This window comes from Clavibacter californiensis (genome assembly GCF_021952865.1).
In the GTDB taxonomy this organism is placed as follows: domain Bacteria; phylum Actinomycetota; class Actinomycetes; order Actinomycetales; family Microbacteriaceae; genus Clavibacter; species Clavibacter californiensis.
Window position 1 is genome coordinate 2671780 of sequence record NZ_CP040792.1, and the last position, 17458, is coordinate 2689237.

Annotated in this window: 18 protein-coding genes and 1 pseudogene; 12 read left to right on the top strand and 7 right to left on the bottom strand. The window is 71.0% G+C overall.

Annotated features, from left to right (window positions below; translation table 11 throughout):
- Positions 1–6: 6 nt before the first annotated feature.
- Positions 7–1590: a CYTH and CHAD domain-containing protein gene (locus tag FGD68_RS12885; protein WP_237609530.1), complete on the bottom strand. Its 1584-nt coding sequence runs from the start codon at positions 1588–1590 to the stop codon at positions 7–9.
- A gap of 91 nt (positions 1591–1681) precedes the next feature.
- Between FGD68_RS12885 and FGD68_RS12890 the strand changes: the two genes are divergently transcribed.
- Positions 1682–2869 (top strand): YihY/virulence factor BrkB family protein, encoded by a 1188-nt coding sequence (locus FGD68_RS12890; RefSeq protein ID WP_104236246.1) that lies wholly within the window; start codon positions 1682–1684, stop codon positions 2867–2869.
- On the opposite strand, the gene FGD68_RS12895 is transcribed toward FGD68_RS12890, so the two are convergent.
- From FGD68_RS12895 to FGD68_RS12905, 3 genes are all read right to left on the bottom strand, one after another.
- Entirely contained in the window at positions 2814–3833 is a 1020-nt protein-coding gene (locus tag FGD68_RS12895; protein WP_237609531.1) for an NADP-dependent oxidoreductase, read from the bottom strand. The genes FGD68_RS12890 and FGD68_RS12895 overlap by 56 nt on opposite strands.
- 135 nt (positions 3834–3968) lie before the next feature.
- Positions 3969–4922 (bottom strand): NmrA family NAD(P)-binding protein, encoded by a 954-nt coding sequence (locus tag FGD68_RS12900; RefSeq protein WP_237609532.1) that lies wholly within the window; start codon positions 4920–4922, stop codon positions 3969–3971.
- Positions 4923–5084: 162 nt separating this feature from the next.
- Positions 5085–5777: an SDR family oxidoreductase gene (locus FGD68_RS12905; RefSeq protein ID WP_237609533.1), complete on the bottom strand. Its 693-nt coding sequence runs from the start codon at positions 5775–5777 to the stop codon at positions 5085–5087.
- Positions 5778–5917: 140 nt separating this feature from the next.
- On the opposite strand from FGD68_RS12905, the gene FGD68_RS12910 reads away from it, so the two are divergent.
- Complete coding sequence (locus FGD68_RS12910) at positions 5918–6268, top strand: hypothetical protein (RefSeq protein WP_119372725.1); 351 nt, start codon at positions 5918–5920, stop codon at positions 6266–6268.
- 135 nt (positions 6269–6403) lie between these two features.
- Positions 6404–6862: an Hsp20/alpha crystallin family protein gene (locus tag FGD68_RS12915; protein ID WP_012038780.1), complete on the top strand. Its 459-nt coding sequence runs from the start codon at positions 6404–6406 to the stop codon at positions 6860–6862.
- Between the two features lie 113 nt (positions 6863–6975).
- Here FGD68_RS12915 and FGD68_RS12920 read toward each other — a convergent pair whose 3' ends face one another.
- Entirely contained in the window at positions 6976–8760 is a 1785-nt protein-coding gene (locus tag FGD68_RS12920) for an IucA/IucC family protein (RefSeq protein ID WP_237609534.1), read from the bottom strand.
- A 257-nt stretch (positions 8761–9017) separates the two neighbouring features.
- A pseudogene (locus tag FGD68_RS12925) lies at positions 9018–9152 on the bottom strand (GNAT family N-acetyltransferase); the annotation flags it as partial.
- A 54-nt stretch (positions 9153–9206) separates the two neighbouring features.
- Here FGD68_RS12925 and FGD68_RS12930 point away from each other — a divergent pair.
- The 7 genes from FGD68_RS12930 to FGD68_RS12960 all read left to right on the top strand — a co-directional run bounded on the left by FGD68_RS12930 (position 9207) and on the right by FGD68_RS12960 (position 13154).
- Entirely contained in the window at positions 9207–9518 is a 312-nt protein-coding gene (locus FGD68_RS12930) for a hypothetical protein (protein ID WP_104236330.1), read from the top strand.
- Between the two features lies 1 nt (position 9519).
- Entirely contained in the window at positions 9520–9669 is a 150-nt protein-coding gene (locus tag FGD68_RS12935) for a hypothetical protein (RefSeq protein ID WP_182480897.1), read from the top strand.
- 101 nt (positions 9670–9770) lie between these two features.
- Positions 9771–10055 carry a hypothetical protein gene (locus FGD68_RS12940; protein ID WP_119372726.1) on the top strand — a complete coding sequence of 95 codons (285 nt, stop codon included), beginning with the start codon at positions 9771–9773 and terminating at the stop codon, positions 10053–10055.
- The gene (locus tag FGD68_RS12945) at positions 10052–10345 is read left to right on the top strand and encodes a hypothetical protein (protein WP_119372727.1); all 294 of its coding nucleotides are present in this window, start codon (positions 10052–10054) and stop codon (positions 10343–10345) included. The genes FGD68_RS12940 and FGD68_RS12945 overlap by 4 nt, the downstream gene beginning before the upstream one ends.
- A 44-nt stretch (positions 10346–10389) precedes the next feature.
- A complete protein-coding gene (locus tag FGD68_RS12950; protein ID WP_119372728.1) occupies positions 10390–11286 on the top strand; it encodes a glucose 1-dehydrogenase in 897 nt (298 codons plus the stop codon).
- 129 nt (positions 11287–11415) lie between these two features.
- Complete coding sequence (locus FGD68_RS12955; protein ID WP_119372729.1) at positions 11416–12147, top strand: hypothetical protein; 732 nt, start codon at positions 11416–11418, stop codon at positions 12145–12147.
- A 125-nt stretch (positions 12148–12272) separates the two neighbouring features.
- Positions 12273–13154: a Rieske 2Fe-2S domain-containing protein gene (locus FGD68_RS12960; RefSeq protein ID WP_119372730.1), complete on the top strand. Its 882-nt coding sequence runs from the start codon at positions 12273–12275 to the stop codon at positions 13152–13154.
- Between the two features lie 6 nt (positions 13155–13160).
- Here FGD68_RS12960 and FGD68_RS12965 read toward each other — a convergent pair whose 3' ends face one another.
- Positions 13161–14357: an MFS transporter gene (locus FGD68_RS12965; protein WP_147361628.1), complete on the bottom strand. Its 1197-nt coding sequence runs from the start codon at positions 14355–14357 to the stop codon at positions 13161–13163.
- 655 nt (positions 14358–15012) lie between these two features.
- On the opposite strand from FGD68_RS12965, the gene FGD68_RS12970 reads away from it, so the two are divergent.
- Positions 15013–16131, top strand: a complete 1119-nt coding sequence (locus tag FGD68_RS12970) for an ATP-grasp domain-containing protein (RefSeq protein ID WP_119372732.1) — start codon at positions 15013–15015, stop codon at positions 16129–16131.
- A gap of 7 nt (positions 16132–16138) precedes the next feature.
- A complete protein-coding gene (locus FGD68_RS12975; protein WP_119372733.1) occupies positions 16139–17221 on the top strand; it encodes a SagB family peptide dehydrogenase in 1083 nt (360 codons plus the stop codon).
- Positions 17222–17458 lie beyond the last annotated feature (237 nt).

The window sequence follows — 17458 nt, forward strand, 5'->3', positions numbered from 1 at the left end:
CCGCCCTCACGCTCCCGGGACGGGGGTCGCGAGCAGGCGCTCCAGCGCGCGCTCCGCCCGCCAGAGCGCGGACTGGGTGCGCAGCCGCTCGGCCTCGTGCAGCACGCCGAGCGCGAAGGCGTCCTCACCGCGGGCCGCGAGGCGCTTCGCCTCGTCGCGGAGGACCCGCTGCATCGCGATGCCGTCGCGGTGCTCGCCGAGCTCGTCGTGCACCTCCTCGGCGGCGGTCGCGAGCCGCATCGTCTTCCGGCCGAGGACCTGGACCGTGCGGCCGCTGACCTCCTCGGCGGCGTAGCGGAGGCGCTTGGCGGCCTTGCGGACCTCGTGCAGCGCCTCGGTGCGCGCTGCCTCGCCGACCGCCTCCTGCGCGACCGCTGCCCGGCGGCCGACCCGCTCGGCGTCGCGACGGAGCGCCGCGTGCAGGGCGGGCCCCGCCGGGGCGCTCGCATCGTGCGTGAGGGGCGGATCCGCGACCAGCCGGTCGAGGTCGTCGAGCAGCGCGAGGTAGCGCGCCGACGAGAGCGCGCGGACCACGCGCTCGTGGGCGCGGCGGTACCGCTCGTCGAGGACGTCGTGCAGGGCGTCGCCGACGTGGTCGGGCACGGTCTCCGTGTCGTGCTCCACCACCGACCAGACGACGCGGTCGCGCAGCACCTCCATGTCGCGCGCGCCGCCGAGCACGGTCCCGAGCGCGGTGAGCTCGGCGCGGACGGCCGCCGTGGCCGCCGGGTCGATCACGTCCTGGTGGGTGCGGAGCGCGCTGCGGAGGCGGCGGACGGCGACGCGCATCCTGTGCACGGCGTCGTGCTCGTCGGCGCGCACGTGCGGGTCGGCGGCCACGAGGTCGCGGACGCCGCGGGCGAGGATCGCGCGGGCCACCTCGGACGCGGGGCTCTCCTTGGTGAGGGTCGCGGGATCCGGCAGGGCGGGACCCGCGGGAGCCTCGCGGCCGAGCGCGTCGGCGCCGAGCGCGCGGGCGAGCTTCGAGGCGCTGTCGGAGGGGCGGGCGCCCGCGTCGACCACGTGCCGCTCGATCAGGTCGAGGAGCGCCGCGCGCTGCTTCCGCTTCGCGGGCGCGTCCGGCAGCAGCTCGACCTCCCACTCGTGCCAGGCGCGCACGGTGCCGCCGCGGACGTCGGATCCGGTGACGCGGTCGTCGGCGAACTCGGCGACCGCGCGCCCGTCGGCGTCGAGCAGCGTGACGGTGGTGCGGACGGTCTCGAGGCGCGCGAGGGGCGTGAGCTCGCGGCCGCGCACGTGCACGGCCACCTGGTCGAGCACGGGGCCGGGGATCGCGCCGTCGTCGCCGTCGCCGTCCTCGAGCGGCCAGCCGAGCTCGGTGCGGCCCTCGCCGCCGTCGGCCGGGAGCTTCACGTGCCAGCCCGCGTCGTGGCCTCCCTCGCGGCGGCGGAGGATCATGCGGCGATCGGCGAGCGCGTGGTCCGCGGTGTCGAGGTAGACGGCCACGAGCGTCACGGGATCCGCGGCTCGCGCCTCGGCGATCCCCTCGATGCCGACGAAGGCCGGGACCGGCACCCCGTCCGCGACGTCGTACTTGCGCTCGATCTCGACGGAGGATGTGTGCACCATCCCCCTTGTGTAGCGCACCCGGAGTGGCGCGGCCAGCCGCTGAGCGCCGTCGCGGCCTCCGGGCGCGCGGGCGTGGGTCAGACTTGCGGGCATGCCCATCCGCCCGCGCCGCGCCGCGCCCGACGACGCCTCGCCGCAGGCCGAGCTCGACGAGCAGGCGCTGCACCGGCGGCAGCGCATCGGCCGCGAACTCGGCTGGTACGCGTGCCGCCGCGCGGTCTACGGATTCATGAAGCACCGCGGCATCGACATGGCCGCGAGCCTGACCTTCTACTCCACGCTCTCGCTCGTCCCCGCGGCGGTCGCGGTGCTCAGCCTCATCGGCGTCGTCGGCGACACGCGCGCCGGCGTCGAGGGCGTGCTCGGCGTGCTCACGGCGGTGCTGGGCGACTCGGCCGTCGACGTGATCCGCGACCCCGTCGAGCAGCTCGCCGACGGTCCCCGCTCCGGCATCGCCTTCACGGTGAGCTTCCTCGGCGCGCTCTGGACCTCGGCCGCCTACGTCACCGCCTTCGGCCGCGCGATGAACCGCGTGCAGGAGACGGAGGAGGGCCGGCCGCTGGTGAAGTACCGGGCGCTGATGCTCGGGGTCACGGTCGCGCTGCTCGTCGTCAGCGTCGTGATGGTCGGCATGCTGCTGCTCACCGACGACGGCGCCCGCGCGCTCGGGCAGCAGCTCGGCCTCGGCGACACGACGCTCGTGGTGTGGGCGATCGTCAAGTGGCCGCTGCTCGCGGCGCTGCTGACGGGGATCATCGGCGTGCTGTACGCGGCGACCCCGAACCTCCGCCGTCGCCGGGTTGACCTGCTCACCTGGGGCAGCCTCGTGGCGATCGTCGCGTGGGGCCTCGGCACCGCCGGCTTCGTCTGGTACGTGACGACCATCGCGACCTACGAGTCGACCTACGGGGTGCTCGGCGCGGTGATCGTGCTGCTGCTGTGGCTCTACATCGGGAACCTGTCGCTCGTCCTCGGCGGGGAGCTGGATGTGGAGATCATCCGCGCCCGGCAGCTGCAGGCGGGGATCCCGGCCGAGCACGCGCTGCGGCTGCCCGTGCGCGACACGACCCGCGCCGACCGCCTCGCCAGGCGCCGGGCCCTCCTCGAGGACGAGGGACGGCGCCTGCGCGAGGCGCGCTCGGGACGGGAGGCGACGGCCGCCGAGGAGCGCCGGGCGGATGCCCCGCCGACGCTCCCCGAGGACGACACGAGGGAGGTGCGGATCAGGCGGAGGCGCGGGTCCGCACGACCATCTTCCCGACGTTCTCGCCGCGCATGAGGCCGGTGAAGGCCTCGAACGCGCGGTCGATGCCGTCGATCACGGTCTCGTCGGCGGTGATGCGGCCCTCGGACAGCCACGGGCCCATCTTCGACGCGAACTCGGGCGCGAGGTCCTGGTGGTTGCCGAGGGTGAAGCCGCGGAGCGTGAGGCCGCGCGTGACGATGCGGCCCGTGTTGCGGATCGCGATCTCCTCGCCGGTGGAGTTGTAGGTCGAGATCGACCCGCAGTTGGCGACGCGGCCGAAGTCCCTCAGGGCGCCGAGCGCGGCGGAGAGGTGGTCGCCGCCGACGTTGTCGAAGTAGAGGTCGATGCCGTCGGGGGCCGCCTCCGCGAGCTTCTGCTCGAGGTCGCCGCCGTGGTAGTCGAACGCGGCGTCGAAGCCGAGGTGCGACGTGAGGCGCTCGACCTTCTCCGCGGAGCCGGCGCTGCCGACGACGCGCGAGGCGCCGAGGAGGCGGGCGATCTGGCCGACCATCGAGCCGACCGCGCCGGCCGCGCCGGACACGAAGACGACGTCGCCCTCCTTGATGGAGGCGATGCGGGTCAGGCCGACGTACGCGGTGAGGCCCGTGAGGCCGAGCACGCCGAGGTGGGCGGACGACGGCACGCCGGGGACCTCGGGGACGGGGCGGAAGCCGCCGGCCTGGCCCTGCGCGACGTCGCGCCAGCCGAGCATGTGGCTGACGAGCGTGCCGACCGCGAGGTCTTCGGAGCGGGACTCGACGACGCGGCCGACCGCGGATCCGGTCATCGCCTCGTCGAGCTGGAACGGCGGCACGTAGGAGGGCACGTCGTTCATGCGGCCGCGCATGTAGGGGTCGACGGAGATGAACTCGTTCTCGACGCGGACCTCGCCGTCCTGCAGGTCGGGCAGGTCGACCTCGACGCGGCGGACGTCGTCGGGGGTGGGCTCGCCGGTGGGGCGCTTCGCCAGCTGCCACTGGATGCTGCGTGCAGACATGGGTCTCCTTCGTTCTCGGGGGCGGGCGGTCGGACGGCCGACCCGCGGCGCTCGTGGCGCGGCCCCACCCTTCCACCGCCCGCTGGATGCGGCACCCAGCGAGCCGTGGCCTCGTGACGAGGGCCGCGCGGCCGGCTACGCGGCGGACGCGCTCACGCGCTCGGCGACGTGCGCGGCGAGCACGTCGCGCACGCTCGTCCAGGTGTGCGCGCCGAACCGCTCGCGGTCCACGTGCCGCAGCTCCGCCTCGCCGCTGTACATGCTCACGAGGTACTGCATCCCCTGCCAGGCCGGGAAGGTCTCCTGCTCGTCGCGGCCGACGCGGCGCATCGCCTTGGCCGCCGTGGAGAGGACCCCCGTGCTGCCCGCCCACTGCAGCGCGAACGGCGTGCCCGTGATCTCCGTCATGGTGCGCGCGAGGTCCCGCGCGGTCACCCGGTCCCCCGCCACCTCGACCACGCGCGGCGCGTGGTCGTCGAGCGCGACGAGCGCCGTCACGCGGGCGGTGTCGTCCTTGGTCGTGAAGTCGAGCACCTGGTCGGCGGACGACCAGTAGAGGACGCGGCGCCGGTCGAACAGGACGATGGGCGCCTGCCCGGTGAGCATGTCGGCGAAGGCGCCGTTGAGCACCGAGGTGGCCCGGATCGGCGCGGCGTCGAGGTCGGCCGCGAACTCGCGGCGCAGCTCGAAGTTGCGGTTGCTGCCGGGCGTGACCCGGCGGTAGTCGGAGGAGTAGTCCGAGGGGATGAAGCGCGGCACGCCGGCCGCGACCGCCGCCGTCAGGAGCGCACGCTGCGCCCCGACGATCACGGCGCGGGCGCCGCTGACCGCGGAGACGACGACGCGCGCGCCGGCGACCCCGCGGATCAGCGCGGCCCGGTCGGTGTACGCGGCCTCGACGACCTCGACGCGCGGGTCGTCGCCCCACGCCTCGGCCGCCGCGGTTCTTCCGGGCCGGGTGAGGACGCGGACGCGCGCGCCGGCCGCGAGCAGCTCGCGCACGATGCGGCGGCCGAGGTCGCCGGTGGCGCCGGCGACGACGACGGGGCCGGATGCGGATGCGGATGCGGATGCGGGCGATGCGGTCATGGGCGGGTCTCCTCCTGGGCGGCGCCGCACGGGGAGGGCGGCGTCGGTCGCGCCCGCGTCGGGCGCCTCCCGACGAGCATGCTCGGGAACCGTGCCCGTGCGGGCGACGCGCCGGGGCGGGGCCGGGATCCGCGCGCCCTGGATGAGCGACGCCCTCCCGGATCAGCCCCCGAACGGCCGCAGCGACACCGACTCGAGCGTGCCGTCGCGGGTCTGGTCGACGACGAGGCGCACGGCGCGCGCGACGGACGCGGGCTCCAGGTAGCGGGCCTCGTCGTACTCGCCGCCCTCCTTCGCGCGGAGCTCGCGCTGCATGTCGGTGGCGACGCGGCCCGGGTGCACGCTCGAGACGCGCACGCCGTGCGAGCGCTCCTCCTCGCGCAGGGCGTCGCCGAGCGCGCGGAGGGCGAACTTGGATCCCGCGTAGACGCCGCCCGTGGGGTTGGCCGTGAAGCCGGATCCGGAGTTCACGAGCACGACCTGCCCCTGCGCCGCCCGGAGCGCGGGCAGGAGCACGCGCGTCACCTCGGCGACCGCGAAGACGTTGACCTCGAAGACCCGCCGCCACTCGTCGACGGGCGTCTCCGCCACGGCGTCGCCGCCGATCACGCCGGCGGAGTGCACGAGCACGTCGAGGCGGTCGAGGCCGGGGACGAGGTCGGCGAGGCCGCCCGCGGCGAGGTCGGCCGCCCAGCCGACGGCGTCCGGCAGGGACGCGGCGAGCGCGTCGACGGCGTCGCGGTCGCGGCCGTGCACGATCACGCGGTGGGTGCGGCCGAGGTCCTCCGCGATGGCGCGGCCGATCCCGCGGGTGGCTCCCGTGACGAGGGCGACGGGGCGGGCGTGGTCGGTCATGGATCCTCCTGGGTCGCGGTCCTCCAGGCTACCGACGGCATCCGACCACCCCGTCCGCCCAGCGCGCCCCGGGGCATGACGTAGCGTGAAGGGACGGCGGCCGTGAGGCGCGTCGGCCCGCCGCCCGAGAGGATCCGCCCGTGCACGCCCGCTTCCCCGCCAGCCTCGAGGTGCTGCGGCAGGAAGCCCGCGACGAGCTGGACGCCGTGATCGAGCACCGATGCCGGAACGGCGACGACCCGTGGGAGATCATCCCCCAGCTGCCCACGGTGGACGAGCACGTGGTCGCGACCCTCCGCCAGGACGCGCTGGAAGCCGACGGGATGGCCGACGAGCTGGCCCGCGTGCGCCACCCGTCAACGGCGCCTGGCGTCGTCGCGCGCTTCGAGTACCGGCTGTTGCGCGGCATCGCGCTCGAGCACCCGGACCTCTCGCGCGCGGTCTGGACGCTCATCGGGCGCATGGAGCGCGACCTCCGCCGCCGCTCCTGAACAGGTGATGAGAGCGGCATTCGCCGTAGGCGAACGGCTTGGCACTCCCCTGCGCCGAGTGCTAATCTCATCGTGGTTGAGCCGAGGAGGCTCAACCCCGGAGATCATCACCGCAGATCATCAGAGGAGTCGAGCATGAACATGACCTTCGATCCGTTCCGCGAGCTGGACCGCGCCATGGGCGCGCTGGCCGAGACCCGCCAGGCGAACCGTCCGATGCCCATCGACCTGCACCGCGAGGGCGACACCTACGTGCTGGCCGCCGACCTCCCGGGCATCGACCCGGGCTCGGTCGACATCGACGTGGACGGCCAGCTGCTGACCATCCGCGCCGAGCGCACGCTCGCCGGCGACCAGAACGTGCGGTGGCTGACGCGCGAGCGCGTGGCGGGCACGTTCCTCCGCCAGCTCACGCTCGGCCAGGGCATCGACACCGAGCGCATCTCGGCGCACTACGCGAACGGCGTGCTGAGCGTCACCATCCCGGTGAGCGAGCGGGCGAAGCCGCGGAAGATCGCGGTCACGTCCGACGAGCCGCAGGGCCAGGAGGGCCGCACGCTGACGGTGGAGCAGGGCGCGCACGCGGCGAGCTGATCCGACCGGGCGGCGCTCCGGCGCCGCACACGACGACGGGAGCCGTCGTCCGCACGAAGCGGGCGGCGGCTCCTCGCGCGTCCGGTCCGGGACGCGTGTCGGCGCCGTCGACGTCAGCTGATGCGCGGCCGCAGCCCCGCGTGGATCGCGAGCGGGTTCCGCAGCGAGCCGCGGATCTGCATCACCGGCGCCTGCAGGTCGACCATGCGCCGGTTGTCGCGCAGCTGCAGCCGGTTGAGGCAGGAGCGGTCGAAGGACGGCGCGAAGAGGTCGAACCGGGCGATGCGCTCCGCCAGCTCCGGGTGCGCCCGCTCGTGGTCGGCGAGCGCCTCCGCGGCCACGCGCCACGGGCCGTCGGGGCCGAGGTCGTCACGGTCCTCGACGAGCGCGGCGGCGAAGCGGAGGAAGCCGTCCATCACGTCGGTGAAGACCGTGAGGGTGCGCTCCTCCTCGGGGACGTCCATACGGATCCGGCGCACGTCCTCCGGCAGCTCGCGCTCCATGTCGAAGAGGGCGACCTCCTCGGCGATGTCCTTCATCAGCACGCGTACGACGACGTGGTCGCGGAGCACGAGGATCACGTTCTCGCCGTGCGGCATGAAGGCGAGGTCGTGCGCGATCAGCGCGTGCGCGAGCGGCACGAGGTAGGCGTCGAGCCAGCGACGGATCCAGGCGGCCGCGCCGATCCCGGACGCGTCGATGAGCGCCTCCAGCACGCTCGCCCCCTGCGCGTCGACGTGCAGCAGGCTCGTCATGCTCATCAGCCGCTCGCCCTCCGCGAGGCTCGGCACGGGCGACTCCCGCCAGAGCGCGGACAGCATCTTGCCGTGGGAGTGGCCGGCGGGCAGGGCCGAGTCGACGCGGGCGTCGCGCACGCCGACGGACGCGACCTCGCGGAGGATCCCGAAGCCGCGCCGCGCGAACTCCGGGTCGCCCGTGACGAGCGCGTGCACCCAGTCGTTGATCGCCGGGGTGACCGCCATGTAGGCCGGCGAGAGGCCGCGCGTGAACCCCATGTTGAGGATCGAGAGCGACGTCTTCACGTAGCAGCGCTCCGGGGTCGTGCGGTTGGCCCAGGTGCGGATCGACTGCTGCGCGCCGTACTCGTCGTCGCCCGTGCCGAGGAGCACGATGTCGCGGGTGGCGACGAGGCCGGCGAAGGTGACCGTGACGACGTTCTCCCACTGCCACGGGTGCACCGGCACGAGCACGCGCTCGGCCGGGTCGATGCCGAGGTCCGCCATCCGGGCCCGGAACCGCTCGCGCACGGAGGCGCCGAGCTCGGCGTCGAGGAAGGCCTCGCGGTCGGGGCCGTCGACGGCGGCGAAGCGCGCGAGGCGCTCGTGGACGGCGAGCCAGAGGATCCGCACGTCCTCCCCCGCCTCGGGCGCGTACCGGTCGTGGTCGTCGAGGTCGAAGCCGATGCGGCCGTTGGTCGCGACGAAGCAGGGGTGGCCCTCGTCCATCGTCGACTCGACCTCCGCGTACGACGCCGTGAGGAGGCCCTGCGCGTCGGGCACGTCGCGGAGGCGCGAGAAGGCCGCGGCCGAGAGCGTGCTCTGGATCTCGTCGAGGTAGACGGGCAGCACCTCGTCGGTGATCCCCAGGCGGTCGCGGAGGTCGAGCACGAGGTCGGTCGCGTCGAGCTCGGTGGGCCGGCCGTCGACCGTGCGGCGGATGCTCGCCTCGTTGACGTCCCAGTGGTCGAGCTCGAGGATCCTGGCCCGGTACGCGTACGCGCTCCGGCCGTCGCCGCTCGCGACGCGGTAGGCGGCCCAGCGCCTCGGGTCGTGCGGCAGGCGGGGAGCTCCGGATCCACGCGCTCGGGTGCGATGAGCAGCTCGTGCGCGAACTCGGCGAGCGCCTTGCGCACGAGGTGGCGGGTGGCGGCGGCCCACACGTCGGGACGGAGGTGCGCGGCGCGGTGCACGCGGGGATCCGGCTCGGCGGTCCTCGAGGCGGCAGCCGGCCGGGCCTCGGGGTGGGTGTCGAGGGGGTGGTCGTGGGTGAGGGTCATGGCATGTCCGTCCATGGGGGTGGCGTGCAGGAGGGCGTCGTTGCGGGTGGCGACGCTGAGGAGCGCGTGCTTCGCGCCGAGGTCGACGACGCGGAGCGGCCGGAAGCCGACGAGCTCGTTGAGGCGCTGGATCCGGGTGTTGCGGACGTCCGGCTCGACAACGAGGCGCTCGACGGCCGGGTCCCGGAGGAGGTGCGCGACGACGTGCCGCATGACCGCGCTCGTGAACCCCGGCAGCGGGTCGCCCGCGGGCGGGCCGACGAGCAGGTGCATGCCACGGTCGCCGCAGGGCGGACCGACGCCCGCCCCCGCTCGTAGGGTGGGGGCATGAGCGATCGCGACGACCAGGCAGACGGCATACGCACCGGGCGCGGCCCCGGCGATCCCGACGGGCTGGTGACCGTGGACGACGTGGTCGGCGGCGACGACGCCCCCGCGGGTGTCGGCGACGAGGTGCGCGCGCCCGAGGGCACCGGTTACGGGCACGCCGAGGAGGACACCCTCGAGGTCGAGGACGCGGATCCGGCGAGCGCCGAGTACCCCGAGGTGCCCGACAACCGCTCCGTCACCGCGGCGGACTCGCACATGAGCGCCCCGGCCGACGACGCGGCCGGCCACGTCGACCCCGAGGGCCGCTGAGGTGACGGATCCCGCCGACGCCCCGCGCCACCCGCTCGCCGAGCCCGCCCGCATCGACGCCGACTCGATCGCGGAGCTCGCCGAGGCCGCGGAGGAGGACGCCCGCGACGCCGCGGCCGACCCGGTCGGCGAGGGTCCCGACGACATTTGATCCGCCCAGGGAGACCCGCCTGCACGCCGCTCGGGACCGCTCCATGGGCGTTGCCTGAACGCAACCACACAGCTCTCGGGGCCGAGCGTAGCGTCGGACGCATGGACACCGACGACCCGCGCCTCCAGCCCGCGGGCACCTCAGACACCCGGCAGGACAAGGACTTCATCTCGCCCAGCGAGGACGACACGCGCGTCAAGCAGAGCGAGCAGATCGTCGAGAGCGAGGGCGTCTCCGACGACGTCCCCGCCGCCGCGGACGACGTGCAGGTGCTGCCCGGCTCGGGCGGACCCGACGACGTCGGCGAGATCGACGTGGATCCCGACGAGCTCAACCTCAGCGGCGACTCGATCCCCGGCCACCCCAAGCCCGAGGCCGGTGCGTGACCGTGACCGACGCCACCGCCACCCCCGCTGACGACTCCACCGGCGACGACACCGCGCTCGACACCGAGGCCCTCGCGAACGAGACCGCCGTGAACGACGCCGTCGCCGGCGAGACCGTCCTCCCGGACACTGACGAGCCCGTCGAGGAGCCCGATGACGACGCCGTAATGGGCGCCGACGCGGAGCCCACCGCCGACGTCCTCGGCGTCGACGGCGAGGCCGAGCCCGTGCTCGCCGACAACGAGCTCTCAGGCCAGGACATCGACCTGGACGACACCCCGCCCAGCTGATCCACCCCGCCTTCCCGCACGCAGATCACCGCACCAGGAGACACATGAGCACCGACCAGTACACGTTCCAGGACCCGACGAAGATGTACGCGGACATCCAGCCCAGCGCGCAGCAGCAGGACGGCCCCGGCCTCGACGCCGCGCTCGACGACACGGCGGACCGCGGCGAGAGGACCTACCGCGGATCGAACCGCCTCGAGGGACGCAAGGCCCTCGTGACCGGCGCCGACTCCGGCATCGGCGCGGCCGTCGCCATCGCCTACGCCCGCGAGGGCGCGGACGTCGCGCTCTCCTACCTCCCCGAGGAGGAGGAGGACGCGAAGAAGGTCGTCGCCCTCATCGAGGAGGCGGGACGCACGGCCGTCGCCATCCCCGGCGACATCGCCACGGCGGAGTTCAGCCGCGAGCTCGTCGCGAAGGCGGTCGAGGGCCTCGGCGGCCTCGACATCGTCGTGAACAACGCGGGCAAGCAGCAGAACTTCGACTCCCTCGAGGACATCTCGGACGAGGAGTTCGACGTCACCTTCAAGACCAACGTCTACGCGATGTTCTGGATCACGAAGGCCGCGCTCCCCCACCTCAAGCCCGGCTCGTCGATCATCAACACGTCGTCGATCCAGGCCTACGCGCCGTCGCCGAACCTCGTGCACTACGCCACGACCAAGGCCTCGATCAACGCGTTCTCGAAGGGACTCGCGCAGCAGCTCGCCCCCAAGGGCATCCGCGTGAACGTCGTCGCGCCCGGCCCGATCTGGACGCCGCTGCAGACCGCGGGCGGCCAGCCCGAGGACGCGCTTCCCGAGTTCGGCGAGGACACCCCCCTCGGCCGCGCCGGCCAGCCCGCCGAGCTCGCGCCCGCCTACGTGTTCCTCGCCTCCAACGAGTCGAGCTACGTGGTCGGCGAGACGCTGAACGTCAACGGCGGGATGCCGACGCCGTAGCGGCACGGCGCCTCCGCGCAGCGAATCGTCCGACGCCCGGGCCGACCATCTGGTCGGCCCGGGCGTCGCCGCGTGCCGCTCGACGATCTGGAGCCGGACGCCGGGAGCGCACCGGAATAGGGTCGGGAGATGTCCGGCACCCCGGCCCGCGTCGGCGGGAACGTCCTCGCGGGGCTGGTCTCCGCCGTCCGCCTCGTCCGCCGGCCGCGACCGCTGCATCCGCACGGCGTCGCGCTCTCCGGGACGCTGACGCCCGTCGCCGGTCGTGCGGCATCGGGGCTCGCCTGGCTCGACGCGCTCGACGAGACGCTCGCGGTCGACGCCCGGTTCTCGCGGGGCGGCGGCCTCCCCGCGGCGCTCCCCGACGTGCTCGGGCTCGCGCTGCGGATCCCGGGTGAGGGCGGCACCACGGTCGACGTGCTGCTCGCCACCACCGGGATCTCGCCCACCGGCCGGTTCCTGCTGGCGCCGCGGCGCGCCCTCTCGGGGGCGCGGCTGACGACGCTGATGCCGTACCGCGGATCCGCCGGGCCCGTGCTGCTCGGCGTGCTGGTGGACGCAGATCCGCCGCTCCCCGCGGGCGCGGACGACCTCGGTCGCGCGCTCGCGACACGACCCGCGCGCATGCGGCTGGTGCACGCGACACCACGCGGACTCTGGCACGTCGCCGCGCGCATCGAGCTGACGCACGACGCCGCGGGACCGCTCGACACGGCGGCGCGCGCGGATCCCGTGCTCGCGGCACCGCCCGGCGACACGACGTACCCCTGGACGCGCCGGCTCCGCTCCCCCGGCTACCGCGTCGCGCGCGCGGGCCGACCGGTCGCGTCCCGGCACGCGTCCCTTGATCCGGACGCCTGACCTGCGTGCCGCCGGTGTGACATCAGCACCCTCGACGTGGGTCGCGCGCCCTTGTCACTGCTCGCGGTCAGGCGTTGCCTGGAGTCAGAGCGCCGACGGCGGCGCCGGAACCGGCAGGAGACCCCATGAGGGAGTTGAGGCTCGTCGCGGCCATCGCGAGGATCGAGGACGCGGAGGCGCTGGATCCGATCGTCGACCGGGTGAAGGGCGTCGTCACGGCGCTGCTGAAGCCGCGGGCGCTGGCCGACCTGCTGCACGGCGTGCCGTTCGGGCACCCGCTGCACCCGGTGGCCGTGCTGGTCCCCACCGGCGCCTGGCTCTCCTCGACCGTCCTCGATCTCCTGCCCGGCAACGAGAAGGCCAGCCGCGCGCTCGTCGGCGTCGGCGTGCTGAGCGCGGCGCCCTCCATCGCCTCCGGCTACGCCGACTGGTCGCAGCTGCACGAGCAGCAGATGCGCGTCGGCATCGTGCACTCCGCCGCGAACGCGCTCGCGACGGGCATCTACGGGCTGTCGTGGATCCAGCGGGCCCGCGGCAAGCACACGAGCGGCAAGGTCCTCGGGCTCGCGGGCCTCGGACTCGTCTCGGCCGGCGGCTTCCTCGGCGGGCACCTCGCCTACCGCCAGGCGGCGGGCGCGAACCACGCCGAGGACGTGCCGCACCGCTTCCCCGCGGGCTGGCAGGAGCTCGGCCACCTCGACGAGCTGCCCGACGGCCGCCTCGCGACGCGCGACGTCGCGGGCCTGCCGCTCCTGGTGCGCCGGAACGGCATGACCGTGGATGCGCTGAGCGACGTGTGCAGCCACCTCTCCGCGCCGCTCCACGAGGGCGAGCTCGGCACGGACCCGAAGACCGGCGAGGCGTGCGTCACGTGCCCGTGGCACGACAGCGTGTTCAGCCTGAAGACCGGAGCGGTGATCCACGGCCCCGCGACCGCGCCGCAGCCCCGCTTCGAGACGCGCGTCACGGGCGGTCTCGTGGAGGTGCGGCTGCCGAACGCGGGCTGACCCCGATCAGGCTGGACTATCGGGCAAGGGGGTGGGGCGCCGTCCGCCGACGAGCAGACCCGTTGCCGCCATGAGGAGGACGACGCACATGACCGCGAGCAGACCGCGGTAAGGGACCACGGTTATCAGCACAGCACCGGCCGCTATCGCCAGTGTTTGCGGGACGGTCACGGAGGCGTCGAAGGCGGACGCGATCCGGCCTCGGAGCTCGTCGGGCGACCGCCTCTGAACGAGCGTGGTCGCTCCCACGATTAGCCAGGGCAATCCGAGCCCAAGTAGCGCCGAGCCGACCGATACGGCGCTATCGGCGGGGACAGCCCAGAGCGCGCTGGCAACAGCCATCGCGAGCGCACCTGATGCGGTCGACCGCGCCTCGCCGAGCTGACGGAGGAGACGCGGAGCGGTGAGTCCGCCGACCACCGCACCCACCCCCTGGATGGTCACTAGCACCGCCAAATGCTCAGGCGGCAGCCCAAGCCCCTCGCCAACCACGACGAACATCACGCTCTCGGAGAGACCTAGCACGAGCCAGACCGCCGCCGAGGCGACGACGACCGCGAGGAGAGGCCTATCCGCGCGTATGTGCGCGAACCCACCCAGAAGGTCGGATGCCCGCGCCCGCTGCCGCTCGTGCCTTGCAGGCACGCGCTCATCTACCTTGATAATTAGGAGGCTGCCTGCCCCTAGCAGGAATGTCGCCGCGTCGATGACCGCCACCGTCCCTCCCCCGAAGCGGGCGAGCAAGGTCACGCCGATCAGGGGGCCAGCAAGTCGCAAACCCTGCCGCACCGTCTGCAGCAGTCCGTTCGCGTCCGCTAGGAGCTCGCTGCCGACGACTGCAGGCAACAAGGCGGTCTGCGCCGAGCTGATGACAACGGCCCCGAGGCCATATAACACCATGACCACGTATACGATCCCCACGTCCTCCGCGGTGGAGACAAACGTGAGCAGCAGCACGGCGGCCGCCATAGCGACGTTCGTCGCCACTAGTAAGGTGCGTCGACGAACCCGGTCGACGAGCAGACCCACTGCTGGCGCCAGCAGAGAGGGAGCGGTGACGCAGAAGAACACGGCGGCTGCGGCGGCGTCCGAACCCGTCAGCTGACGAACCCAGACCGCGGCAGCAAGGAACATCACGGTGTCGCCGAAGACCGAGACGACCTGCCCACCCAGGTAGAGGCATGTGCGTCGGTTCGTGAGCAAGGGTGTGATCACCTTCGGCCGCCCGATGCGAGGCAGGGCGCCAAAGCCTGAAGCGCCTCACCCGAGGCCGCTTTCGAGACAGGAACGGCAGCGCTTTGCACGTGGTAGTCCCGTCTCTCTACCTCGGCTACTCGTACATGCATGTTCGATGCCCTTCATTCTGGCTGCGCACTCTTCAGATGACAGCCGCCCAGTTCCAGACGGCCTCTAGCCAGACGGGCCGCAGTTACTGGCCTCGAAAGCTGCCGCCGGCGGCTTATGCCGGCGTGGCGCCGGCTGAGCGCTCAACGACATGGAACGTACACGACAGCACCTATTCCTCGCCAGCTGAAAACTGACATCGTTCGACCTATTGACACGCCGGAGAACTTGAGGACACTTAATCGCGAACGACCGCCCGGCCGTTCAGTCGCAATTACTCGAACGGAGAAATAGCAATGCAGACCTACGCCATTTCTGAACTCGCTAGCGCCATGGACACCACCTCGGCGGCCCCCGCCATGTCTCCGGACACGGCCATCGCATTCGAGGCTTACCGCAGTGAGTACCTCGCGGAGCAGCGCGTTCTGAAGAAGGACAACTAAGCACTGTGAGTACGCCCTGGCGGACGGCGCAAGCCGTCCGCCGGGGCGTCTCGGCGAAGAGAAGTGAGCATATGGCGTTCCAGAATTGGTATCTAGAATCACAAGGCCTCGAAATCCCGCTAGGGAAAGCAAATGGCGACTTTTACTCAACGATGCTGTCCCTCTTTGGTGACAGCCTGAGCGCCCAGCCGCCCGAGCTAATGATATTGACACGACGAAACGATGCCGAGGCGGATCAGCTGTCAATCGCGCTCGGCCGCCGGGGGCACGCCGTCGCCCGATGCAACGTTGAGGACCTGAACAACGCTACAACATTGACCATCGGGGTCGGCGAATATGGTGCATCTCCGAGCCTTCGGCTTGGACACGTCGATCGCCCGCACTACAATCCCCGGCTCGTGTACATACGCCATTTCGATCTCGATGCGCTGGCGCCGGCCATCACGAAAAGATCGCGGGGATGCGAAATTCTCAACAAGTATCATCGGCAGCAATGGACGGCCATGACGAACGCTTTGCTTCATAGCGGAGTAGAAATCATTGGCCTCAATGCCGTGCGCGCCAACGACGACAGAATTCGTCAAATCACGACGGCGCAACACCTGGGATGGGCGACCCCGTCGACCCTCGTCAGTAATAGTACAAAAGACCTTCGAACATTCGCGCTAGCCAGCCCCTCGGGCATAATTGTGAAAGCATTGGGCTCGCACTTTGTCGAGGAACCGCCACAATTACTGAATGGATACTTTCCGCGCATACTCAGATCTCGCGATGCGATACGAGCTATCTTCGACGAGCAAGATCAGGGATTCGAGCCATCACCTGTCTTATGCCAGTGGTTCATCCCGTCGCATTATGAGGTCAGGGTATATGTAGCTGGCACCGACACCAGGGCATTCCAGATAAAGAAGGCGAGCCACGACAACCTCTGGATCGATCCGGAAGGGACGGCTGCCGAGTTCATAGATATCGGCGATGAGACATCGCGCGCACTCGTCCGGCTGTCCCAAGCCCTGGGTATGGACGTAGCGGCGATCGACCTCTTGTATACCGAGCAAGGCTTCGTATTTCTCGAAGCAAACGCGAATGGGGACTGGTGTTGGGTCGAATCAACAACAGGCAGCGCAGACGTGACCGCCATGCACGCCAAGTATCTAGAAGGGAAGATCGGTGAGATATCACCTCAGTAGGGCGGGCGTGATCTTCGTTGACGGTGACCAAATCATCTGGGACGGCTACCTTTCGCATGAGCAATTTGCTTTGAGAACCGAGGCTCTCAAAATGCTCCTTCAGGCCCGCACATGGGTGACGTGGAGCGAGTTGGTGGCGGCGGAAAATCGGTCAGAGCAGCACGACAGGGAGACGCTGGCACAGAATCTCATCGACGAGGGTCTACTCGTGGAGCAAGACTCTCCGCTGGCAATTGCTGAAGCGAATCTGCTCGGGTGGGATGAATGGGGAACCAGCTCGAAGCACTACCACTTCTCCAGTCGAATACTCAAGAAGACCATCTTCACACCGCCGTCGGAGGACGTCAACCGCCTCAAGGCGAAGGCGATGATCATGCAACGACCTCCCCTGGTGAGTAGAGCAGCTAACGAAATCATGTTAGGCACCGGCGGTGACACCAGCCAAGGCAAGATATCCCTGGCGGAAGCGCTGCGCAAACGGCGAACAGAACGTAACTTCGACTCTTCGCCCATCGAGCTTCATGCTCTCTCCGAGCTTTTGGACATGAGCGCACGATACACGTCTGTGTCCGAAACCGCCGACGGAGGCGTGGTCGCGCAGCGAAGCAGTCCCTCCGCAGGGTGCCTGCAGAGCACAGATATCTACGTCATATGCTCCGACGTGACCGGACTTCCAGCGGGGGCTTACGCCTATCTGCCTGATCGGCATGCCCTCTCTCCCGTGACCGCTACCCCACCGCCCTTAGCAAAGCTGTTACCCGAGCAGACCTACTACCAGCGCGCGTCTGCCTTCGTCGTATATGTAGGCAACGTTTCGCGCATGCAATGGAAGTATGACGGACCACGAGCTTACCGGGGTCTTTTACTTGATGTCGGCCATCTCAGTCAAACCTTTTATTTGTCTTGCACGGCTCTCAATCTTGCTGTCGGCTTCTCGGGTGCCGTGTGCGATGAGGCGATCGAAGAGTACCTGAACTTGAATCCATACGAGCATCTTGTGTTCGGGATCACAGTCATCGGAAACGAGTCGCCAGGCGGAGCGATGGCGACTCGTCAATCGCTGATCGGATCACGGAAACCACCGGAATGATGTTTTAAGATGGGCCGGGAATCACGCGAGACTTACGACTGCTGACCCTCGGATCACGACGTCGGGTACCGCTAATTAGCGAGGCTCGCCGCAGGCGAAATCTGCGTACAGTCAATTTGCGATGTAAAGCGCACCCACCGCCTGGACGCGTTACGTCATGAGCCCGACTGACGGAACTCGCTAAGTCTCCGTGTTCTAAGAGCCGAGTCCCGAAGAACGCAAAACACAATCTGTCTT

Excerpts from the sequence above, each read along its gene's own strand:
- FGD68_RS12885 (WP_237609530.1), bottom strand. The coding sequence starts at position 1,590 with ATGGTGCACACATCCTCCGTCGAGATCGAGCGCAAGTACGACGTCGCG.
- FGD68_RS12890 (WP_104236246.1), top strand. The coding sequence starts at position 1,682 with ATGCCCATCCGCCCGCGCCGCGCCGCGCCCGACGACGCCTCGCCGCAG.
- FGD68_RS12895 (WP_237609531.1), bottom strand. The coding sequence starts at position 3,833 with ATGTCTGCACGCAGCATCCAGTGGCAGCTGGCGAAGCGCCCCACCGGC.
- FGD68_RS12900 (WP_237609532.1), bottom strand. The coding sequence starts at position 4,922 with ATGACCGCATCGCCCGCATCCGCATCCGCATCCGCATCCGGCCCCGTC.
- FGD68_RS12905 (WP_237609533.1), bottom strand. The coding sequence starts at position 5,777 with ATGACCGACCACGCCCGCCCCGTCGCCCTCGTCACGGGAGCCACCCGC.
- FGD68_RS12915 (WP_012038780.1), top strand. The coding sequence starts at position 6,404 with ATGAACATGACCTTCGATCCGTTCCGCGAGCTGGACCGCGCCATGGGC.
- FGD68_RS12930 (WP_104236330.1), top strand. The coding sequence starts at position 9,207 with ATGAGCGATCGCGACGACCAGGCAGACGGCATACGCACCGGGCGCGGC.
- FGD68_RS12940 (WP_119372726.1), top strand. The coding sequence starts at position 9,771 with ATGGACACCGACGACCCGCGCCTCCAGCCCGCGGGCACCTCAGACACC.
- FGD68_RS12950 (WP_119372728.1), top strand. The coding sequence starts at position 10,390 with ATGAGCACCGACCAGTACACGTTCCAGGACCCGACGAAGATGTACGCG.
- FGD68_RS12955 (WP_119372729.1), top strand. The coding sequence starts at position 11,416 with ATGTCCGGCACCCCGGCCCGCGTCGGCGGGAACGTCCTCGCGGGGCTG.
- FGD68_RS12960 (WP_119372730.1), top strand. The coding sequence starts at position 12,273 with ATGAGGGAGTTGAGGCTCGTCGCGGCCATCGCGAGGATCGAGGACGCG.
- FGD68_RS12970 (WP_119372732.1), top strand. The coding sequence starts at position 15,013 with ATGGCGTTCCAGAATTGGTATCTAGAATCACAAGGCCTCGAAATCCCG.